We start from the raw sequence: 6,524 nt of genomic DNA on the forward strand, positions 1-6,524 counted from the left end.
CCTTGAGAGACATTGCCAGGGAAGCGGGGGTCTCAGTTGGTACCGTTTCGCGTGTCCTCAACAACCACGGCAACGTTACCGATGAGACACGCCAGCGCGTCTTACGCGCGGCCTCGCGCCTGGGCTACTTCGGGGGTGGGAGGCAGGGCCAAGGCCAAGGGGGTGAGGAGCGGCCTTTCGAAGGGCGAGCAGTTCGAGAGATAGGTTTTCTCTTCTGCTCCTTTCTGCCCAAGACCAGCGTCCCCACCAATCCGTTTTGGTCGCACATTCTCCACGGAGTGGAAAGCGAGGCGCGTCGGGCCAACGTCAAAGTGACCTATCGTGCGATTAGCGAGGTCCAGGCTGACCCTGACCGCCTGCTGACGATGATCTACGATATGCGCCTTGGCGGCATTCTGTTAGTGGGGCCGGCGGAGGCCATGACGGTGCGCACTATTCAGCAGACGGGCACGCCACTGGTGCTCGTCGACAATTATATTCCTGGAACGGATGCCGTACTGGGAAACAACCTGGATGGCGCGCGCCTGGCTGTTGAGTACCTGATCAGCCTTGGCCATCGCCGCATCGCCTTCATGGGAGGTCCTTTTATGGCGGAAGCGGCTGAGCATCAGGGGAAGCAGCCGCCCAGAAATCGAGTCTATACGATCGAGCGCCGGGCCCAGGGGTATCGCCTGGCTTTGCTAGAGGCTGGTCTGCCGGTCCTGCCGGAGCTGTACGAGGACGGCGGCCTGTCGATGGATGGCGGCTACCTAGCCTGCAAGCGGCTGCTAGAGCGCAAGGAGCAGTTTAGTGCTCTGTTTTGTGCCAACGATGAGATGGCTGTGGGGGCGATGAAGGCTCTGCGTGAGGCTGGGCTGCGTCTCCCTGAAGATGTCTCGCTGGTCGGCTTCGATGACATCGATATGGTGGAGCATCTGACGCCGGCCCTAACGACGGTTCGCGTCAATAAGGAGGCGCTTGGCGCAGTGGCCCTGCGGCGACTGCTGGCTCTTATCAGCCATCCCGACCCCGTGCACGTCGTCTCTATGCTAGACGTAGAGCTAGTACAACGCGAATCGGCTTGCGCCCCTGCTCCCTCTGTCCGGTTCTGAGTTTCTTGCGGCCCACTGTCTGGCCCTGTGCGCCTCGCGGGGCCTGGGCTGGCTCATTCGCTTGCTCCTATCAGGCTAAGGAGGAAGTGCCTTGGTGGTCCCCGTGCAGGGATGCTGCAGCCACGCGCAAGAAGAGCAAGGCTCTCTGTCACCGCTAGAGGCTGCTCTACCGCTTGGGCTGAGCTACAGCCGGCTGGCTCCCTTGCGGGCCTGGCTAGTCCGGTCTCGAGCACAAATTGCCGTCGCTGCTCAGTGCGATTTCTCTGGATGCTTTTGTGTGAGGAACAATGACAGCCTTGCTTCGCTCAGATCGTGTGCTTGTCTTTGCTGATCCGGCCTATCCGCGGGCCTGTAGTCAGGCCCTGCTGGGTAGACTGTTGCCCACTCCCTTTGAAGTCTGTGATGCGATCCATCTGGCCGAGGCTCTGGAGGGCGCTCCGCGTCTCCTGGTCTCTTTTCACGGCCCCTATTTTCCAAAGGCTGCCTGGAATGCCCTATTGCATTTTCTGGAGCGTGGGGGCAATCTAGCAATCTTCGGAGGAATGCCCTTCGCGCGACCTGTGACGGCCACGGGCGAGGTCGAGCCGGAACAGGATGTCTATACCCGTCAGCTCTGCTTGGGGCCTTTTTTCCCTGTCGATCTGGCGGTAGACGGAGGGCGCCAGGGCGCGCTGCGCCTGGTCGCTGCGCCAGAGGCGCACTTCTTGCAGAATTGTGCGCTGCCGTTTTCTGACAAGCGTCCAGGCCACTTTTGGGCCTGCTATCCGCGCTTGACACAAACATCCGATTATCCCGAAGAGATTGGCTCGGCGGGGCCGTTCGATACTCTGTTGCGGCCTCTGCTCTTTCTTGTCGCCGCTACGCCTTATGGTGATGAGCGGCTGGCGACGCCGGCCTTTGTGCTTGACCAACTGGGAGGACGCTTCCGGGGAGGGCGCTGGTTGCTCTCGCTCTGGGAACCTGCCGCAGAGGAGGATTGGCTAGCCCTGGCTGAGCCTATTCAGCGCTTGATCGCTTTTGCGCTGGAAGATCCGCTCTGCTTGGCTACACGTCCGGTGCTAGCCTGCTATCAACCTCAAGAAACGCCTGCCTTAGTGGTGACGCTTCCTGAGCGGCTAGCGCTGGAGCTGCGCATCTCGGTGACGCATGTCGACGATGGCGAGCTGCTGCAAAGCTGGACCTTCGAGGAGCCGGCCTCGCCGCTACGTTACGAGCGTTATCTACAGTTGCCATCGTCTCCCCGGCCCGGTCTTTACCGGGTGCGGGCCGAATATCGGCCCGGAAAGGGTCAGTGGTTGGCTCAGGAGACTGGCTTTTGGGTCTGGGATGAGGCTCTGATCGCGGCGACGCGTGGCAAGCGCCTGGTGGCCGGACGCGACTATTTTTATCAGGGCGAGCGCCTCTTTCTGGTCTGTGGCACCACCTATATGGATAGCCGTGTCCAGCGCAAGTACTGGCGCCTGCCCAATCCGGCCCGCTGGGAGCGTGAGATGGCCGAGATGAAGGCCGCTGGCATCAACCTGCTCCGCACCGGCCTCTGGACAGCCTGGCGCGAGGTCATGCCAGTCGCTGGGGTCCCAACTGAGTCTTTCCTGCGCGCGCTCGATGCCTTTATCTTGACAGCCTGCCGTCATGAGCTGCAGGTAATCTTTACGTTCTTCGCCTTCTTTCCGCCCCTCTTTGATGGCCTCAATCCCTGGCTTGATCCGCGCTCGCTGGAAGCCCAGGAGCGCTTTCTGTCGCTGCTGGCCCGCCGCTATGCGCGCGTGGAGTTGCTGTCATGGGACCTGATCAATGAGCCTAGCTTCGGAGCGCCGGCCCGCGCCTTCGCTCAGCGTCCCGTGCCAAACTACGATCGCTATGAGCAGGAGGCCTTTGTCCAGTGGCTTAAGGAGCGTTACTCATTGGAGCAGTTGCAGCTCCGCTGGCGCGAGACCCCGGCGGAGCTGCCTTCTTGGGAGCAGGTGCGCTTGCCACGCGAGGCCGACTATTCAACAGCGGTGCGCGATACGACGGCTCGCGCCATGCTCAAGGTGGCTGACTATACGCGCTTTTCGCAAGAGATGTTTGTCACCTGGGCCCGGCGTATGTATCGCGCTATTCGCGCCGCTGGCAGTCAGACGCTGATTGGCGTGGGCCAGGATGAGGCGGGCGCGCGCATTGCGCCGCAGTTTTACGCCAGCGCCGTTGATTATACAACAACGCACCCCTGGTGGAACGTCGATGACCTGCTCTGGGATATGCTCCTCGACAAGACCCCGGAGCGGCCTAATCTGATCCAGGAGACAGGCGTGATGCTGGTGCGCGATGTTGATGGTCGTCCCTGGCGTACAGAGCAGGCCAATGCCTGGCTGCTGGAGCGCAAGCTCATCATGGGCCTGATGGCCAATGGCGCCGGTCTGATCCAGTGGCTCTGGCATACCAATGCCTACATGACCAGTGAGAATGAGAACAGCATCGGTCTGGTGCGCGCCGATGGCAGCGCCAAGCCGGAGCTGCTGGTCATGCGCGAGTTCTGTCGCCTGGTCCAGGCTCTGGAGGGCCAGCTCCAGGAAGCGCCGGAGCCGCCCCCGGTCTGGCTGGTGATCCCGTACAGTCAATGGTTTATCCGTCCAGACCTGGGGGCGTTGCCGACGCGCCAGGCGGTGCGCGCCCTGGCTTATGAGCTAGGTGTGATCCCCCAGCTCATTGGCGAGCACCGCTTACCAGAGCTGCTTTCCCGACCCTATCAGCCCCAAGTGCTCATTGTGCCGTCTTTGCAGTTCTGCGAGCCGGCGGCCTGGTTCGCCGTGCTCGATTATGTCTATCGCGGCGGTACGGCCCTGGTAAGCGGCGTCATCGGGCGTGATCTGCATAATCTTCCCTTCGATGCGCGCCTGAATGCTGGCCAGGCGCTGCCCGAGCCGGAGCCTGTGGCTCCCTGTGAGGAGCTGTGGCTTGACGATGGAAGCCGCTATTGGCTGAGCTTTGCCCAGGAGAAGACGGGCTATGTGCGCAAGGCTCATAACGAGTTGCGAGAGCTGCGATGTGGAGCAGGACGTCTGTTGTGGACAGGGCTGCCGCTGGAGCTAGCCAGTGAGCTGGAGCCGCTGGCCCGTCTCTACCAGCGTGTGCTGGAGAGGACGCCTCTGGAGCCTCAACCCGAGGGATGGCGGCGTCCCTGGCTGCTGGTGCGCCGTCCACTGAAGGAGGGGAGGCTCCTGTTGGTGGCCTCCGAAGCCGGCAGCGAGCAAAGTCTCGTGCTCCAAGAAGAAGGCTTGACCGTGGTTGTGGCTCCGCAGCGCGCAGGAGCTGTGCTCTGGCGTCTGGGTGAGAGGCCACGCCTTTTTGGCGGTCTGCGCCTGTTAGAGACCGACTAGCTGGCCGCTAGCAGAGCCAGCGGGGAAGCGAAGTCTCTCCCGGCATCTGCTTCTCCGCTGGCGCCAGTGGGCAGCTCTGGACAGAGTCCATGTGTGCAGTTATACTATGATTAATTGCATACCTTCGGAAAGGCGCGCCCCTCAGACAGCGAGTGCGGCGGTGGTCCAGCGATGTAGCTCGCTCAACTCACAGAGCAGAGGCGAGACCGGACAAAGGTTCCTTCTCAGGACCAACCTGCTCCTCTCTGGGTGAGGAAGCTGGACGGCAAGTGCGGCGACCGCCTTGTCTGCGTCCAGGCGTGCAATGAGAGGCATTGCAAGCGACAAATGAATAAAACAAAGCAAGCCGTTGCCTCGTCGGGCCAGCAACGCTGCCGCCTGCCCTGTCGTTTGGTGCCGCGAAGGTGAGGCCACTGCGCTGAAGAGAGCGCCCGAGGGCGTAAGTGCGAGCCAGCGCCCTTGGTGTTAGAGTACGCTCTCCTGCTTCAGTCTTCCTCGGTGCGATCATGTCGCTGTTGATCCTGACTGCGCTTCAAGGAGGAATGCATGGCAACGGTCTCAGAGACGAGTCCCGTCACGGTACGCCGCATGGTCCCTATTCTGGCGGCCAGCACCGTCGGAACGGCCATCGAGTGGTACGATTTCTTCCTCTACGGTTTCCTCTCGGCAACGGTTTTCCCCAAGCTCTTTTTCCCGGAGCTGGACCCAGTAGCTGGGACGATCGCCTCTTTTACGACCAACTTTGTCGGGTTCTTTGCGCGTCCGCTGGGTGGGGCCTTCTTTGGCTGGTTTGGGGACCGCGTCGGGCGCAAGTCGACGCTGATTGCGACGCTCCTGCTGATGGGAATCGCCACGGCTCTAATGGGTCTCTTGCCAGGCCATGCCCAGATCGGTCTGGCCGCGCCGCTGATCCTCTCGGTGCTGCGTTTCTTGCAGGGGGCCGGCGTCGGCGGTGAATGGGGCGGCTCGGTGCTGCTCTCAATGGAATATGGTGATGATCGCCGCCGTGGCTTCTGGATGAGCTGGCCACAGACGGGCGTGCCACTGGGGTTGGCGCTGGCGGCCATCGCGGTGCTCGGGTTTCAGGCTCTCTTTCCGGGGGAGGCTTTCCTGTCGATCGGCTGGCGCATTCCTTTCCTGTTGAGTGTGCTGCTGATCTTTGTCGGCCTCTATATCCGCCTGCGCATTCTGGAAACGCCGGCTTTCCGTCGCGTCAAAGAGACGGGGCGCATCGCCCATGTGCCGCTGGTGGAGGTCTTCCGCCATTACTGGCGCGAAATTATCCTCTCGGCGCTGGTGCGTTCGGCTGAGCAGGCGCCGTTCTATCTGTTCACGACCTTCATTCTCTCCTATGGCTCCAAGACGCTCAAGGTCGATTCCAGTGTCCTGTATGCTGGTCTGATTATCTCGGCGGCTTGCAGCCTGGTCCTGATGCCGACCTGGAGCCACCTCTCTGATCGCTTCGGGCGCAAGCGCTGGTATATGATTGGCTGCGTCCTGATGGCGCTCTATGCCTTCCCTTACTTCCTCTTGCTGCAGACGCGCCTGCCAGTGATAGTGGTACTGGCGATGATCCTCTCGATCAGTTTCTTCCACGACTGGCTCTATGGCCCGCAGGCAGCCTTGATCTCGGAGCGCTTCGGAACGCGCCTGCGCTATAGCGGCGCCTCACTTGGTTACCAGCTCGCTTCGATTACCGCGGGTGGCCCGGCGCCGATCCTGGCCACCTGGTTGGTGGCCAATACACACACATTCCTGGGGGCGGGTGCTCCCCCCTACACCCTGATCGCTGTCTTTATCATCTTCATGGCGGTGGTCTCCTTCATCTCGACGGCTCTGATCGGACGCGAGCTAGCTGGTCAGGCCGCCGTGGAGGAGGTAGGCGGCGAGAGCGCACAAGGTCCCACGCTGGCGACTCAGGCTCAGTAGTCCTGTTGAGCTGAGTCGGACCTGGTGCGTAGCCGAACGAGACGAGACGGCTTGTCTGCCTTCTGGATGTGACGCTGCTGGGAGGCGGGGGGGGGGGGCGGCGGGCCCCGCGCCCGGCCCCCCCCCGCCGGGGGGGGGGGGACCA

The 6,524-nt window shown here is 62.0% G+C and carries 3 protein-coding genes; all 3 read left to right on the forward strand.

All coding sequences use genetic code 11. The features are described from left to right. Positions 1–1,091, forward strand: a 1,091-nt coding sequence (locus IRZ24_RS15255; protein WP_297165746.1) for a LacI family DNA-binding transcriptional regulator, incomplete at its 5' end; no start/stop codon positions are given. Between the two features lie 287 nt (positions 1,092–1,378). Further along, positions 1,379–4,450: a beta-galactosidase gene (locus IRZ24_RS15260; protein WP_297165748.1), complete on the forward strand. Its 3,072-nt coding sequence runs from the start codon at positions 1,379–1,381 to the stop codon at positions 4,448–4,450. Positions 4,451–4,996: 546 nt separating this feature from the next. Then, positions 4,997–6,379 (forward strand): MFS transporter, encoded by a 1,383-nt coding sequence (locus tag IRZ24_RS15265; RefSeq protein ID WP_297165749.1) that lies wholly within the window; start codon positions 4,997–4,999, stop codon positions 6,377–6,379. Positions 6,380–6,524 lie beyond the last annotated feature (145 nt).

The organism is Thermogemmatispora sp., from assembly GCF_019683755.1.
GTDB lineage: Bacteria > Chloroflexota > Ktedonobacteria > Ktedonobacterales > Ktedonobacteraceae > Thermogemmatispora.